The sequence below is a fragment of the Mitsuaria sp. TWR114 genome, from assembly GCF_007997345.1.
Genome location: NZ_VOSR01000942.1, coordinates 1 through 1,985 on the forward strand (window position 1 = coordinate 1; position 1,985 = coordinate 1,985).

The following is a 1,985-nucleotide window of genomic DNA, read 5'->3' on the forward strand; positions in this document are numbered from 1 at the left end:
GGTAATCGTCGGCGCCGGACTCCAGGCCCTCGACCCGGTCGTGGAGTGCGTCCCGCGCGGTCAGCATCAGGCAGGGCGTGCCCTGCCGCTCGGCCCGCAGGCGCTTGACCAGCGCCAGGCCGTCGCCGTCGGGCAGGCCCCGATCGATGACCAGCGCCGCATAGCCGACCTCGCGATGCGCGACCCAGGCCGCCTCCATCGCATGGAAGACGTCCGTCGGGATGCCGGCGGCCTGCAGGGCCTGACGGATCAGTCCGGCAAGCCGGACGTGATCCTCCACCAGGGCGATTCGATTCATGGGGAGAGGGGGCCGAAGCGGCACATGGTAAGGGAGGCAGGGAGGCAAGGGATGGCCATCGTCCGCTCCAGCGCCTTACCCGTTTCTTACCGGAGCGACACGGCGGCCGCTCCCCTCTCCCCGGTCGTCGCTCAAGCGACCTCGGCCGGCACCCGCTGGTGGTACTGGACGACGGCCACCCCGTCGCGGATGGCCTGCTCGTACACGCCGAGCATGCCCAGCGCCTCGCGCAGGTCGTCACGGATCGCGGCGGAGGCGATGACGGCCTCGTCGTCGTTGCACAGCGCGCCGTCCTCGTCGTCGTCACGTTTGAGGCGGTAGACGAGTTCGGCCACGACCGCCGCATGCTCGATGCGCTCGCGCAGCGTCTTCATCGCCAGGCCGACAGTGATGTCGCTGCGCGGGACGAAATACTCGACGCAGGCGGGCTCGAACCGGCTCAGCGAGGGATACATCCGCGAGCTGTAGAGGAAGGCCTCGAACTCCTCGCGCGTCATGCCCTCCAGGGGGCGGATCTGCTCGAGGACCTCCTGCATGAACAGCAGCTTCGGGGGACGCGGGGGCGGCGGCGGCGGTGCCGGCGGAGGCGCGCTGGCGCCGCGGGCCGCCTTGGGCAGGTCGCGCTCGTCGAGCCCGTCGGACTCGTTGCGCTCGTCAGGCTCGTCGGCCTCGTCGAGCAGTGCCGCGGCGGCGGTGACGGGACAGCCGGACGGCGTCATCGGGACGGCCGGAATGGCCGGGGCGGAGGGAGAGAGGGACATCGTGGACATGGACAGCTCCAGTTCGGATCGGATCAATGCATAGGCATCACCTTCGTGGGGATGACAGGGACCGCATCAGCGACGCGGGGGATGCATCTTCAGCGTGGCCGGCGCAAGACCTGGCACGAAAAGATCAATGAAATCGATTCGATGAAACCGTCGGCATGAGCGCCACACCAGTCCTCGTGGGGCGACCGACTTGTCTCGGTGACACCCGCGACGAGAGCCACTCGCTTGAGGCGGCTCAGCGGAATCGCACGACCGCCTCGAACCCCGGTTCGGCATTGCGCAACTCGAGCCGGCTGCCGTGCGCCTCGGCCACGAGCCGGCACAGCGACAGTCCCAGGCCCACGCCGCCTTCGCTGCGCGCGCGCGCCTCGTCGGGGCGGAAGAAGGGCTGGCCGAGCTGCGCGAGCGCCTCGGGCGGCACGCCGGGACCGTGGTCGCGCACGGTGAGCCGCACGCCGTCGCCATCGCGCTCGACGCTGACCCGCACCGGGCCGCTCGCCGCGTCGTTGTGACGCAGCGCGTTGTGCACCAGGTTGCGCAGCAGCAGTTGCACCCGCATCCGGTCCAGCTGCAGCACGGGCAGGTCGGGATCGATGCTGAGCGTGACGCCGGGCTGGTCCTGCTCGCGCGCCAGCGCGCCGAGGTCGCAATCGCCGACCTGCAGCGCGCGATGCCCGCTGCCCAGCCGCTCGCTCTCCAGCAGGGCCGAGATCAGCTCCCGCATCTGCGCCAGCTCGTCCAGCAGCGCCCCCTTCGAGGCCCCCTCGTCGACCAGCTCCGCATGCAGCCGCGCGCGCGTCAGCGGGCTGCGCAGCTCATGGCTGATCGCCAGCAGCAGCGCGCGCTTGCCGTCGAGCATCGCCTGGATGTCCTGGGCCATCTGGTTGAAGCGGTGCGCCAGGTCGCCGATCTCGTCG

General features: G+C 70.7%; 3 protein-coding genes. All 3 read right to left on the reverse strand.

Annotated features, from left to right (window positions below; genetic code table 11):
* A partial coding sequence (locus tag FUT87_RS26110; RefSeq protein WP_147242868.1) for a response regulator occupies positions 1–298 on the reverse strand: 298 nt, incomplete at its 3' end.
* A 131-nt stretch (positions 299–429) separates the two neighbouring features.
* Complete coding sequence (locus FUT87_RS26115) at positions 430–1,068, reverse strand: hypothetical protein (RefSeq protein ID WP_147242869.1); 639 nt, start codon at positions 1,066–1,068, stop codon at positions 430–432.
* A gap of 235 nt (positions 1,069–1,303) precedes the next feature.
* Positions 1,304–1,985: sensor histidine kinase KdpD (locus FUT87_RS26120; protein WP_147242870.1), on the reverse strand; the 682-nt coding region annotated here is incomplete at its 5' end.

Coding starts and splice junctions, on each gene's coding strand:
- FUT87_RS26115 (WP_147242869.1), bottom strand. CDS start 1,068: ATGTCCACGATGTCCCTCTCTCCCTCCGCCCCGGCCATTCCGGCCGTC.